The organism is Halorubrum sp. SP9 (assembly GCF_005435015.1).
GTDB classification, from domain to species: domain Archaea; phylum Halobacteriota; class Halobacteria; order Halobacteriales; family Haloferacaceae; genus Halorubrum; species Halorubrum sodomense.
Genome location: NZ_SGXU01000785.1, coordinates 1 through 215 on the forward strand (window position 1 = coordinate 1; position 215 = coordinate 215).

A 215-nucleotide genomic window follows, 5' to 3' on the forward strand; every position below is an offset into this window, starting at 1 on the left:
GCTGGCGGCGCTTTCGCCCCCGTTCGTCATGCTCGGGGCCGTGATCCGGTTCCCGCTCCGGCGGACGGGGACCTACCTCGGGTACCTGGGGACCGCGGTCAGCGTCCTCGGCGTCGTCTGGTTCGTGAACATCTTCCCCGACGGGTGGTTCACGACCTCCGGCGACCCGACCGTGATCACCGTCTACGGCGTCGGGCTGTTGCTCATCGGGCTCG

Annotated in this window: 1 pseudogene; it reads left to right on the forward strand. The window is 69.8% G+C overall.

Annotated features, from left to right (window positions below):
• Positions 1-215: pseudogene (locus tag EXE45_RS19305) on the forward strand (hypothetical protein); the annotation flags it as partial.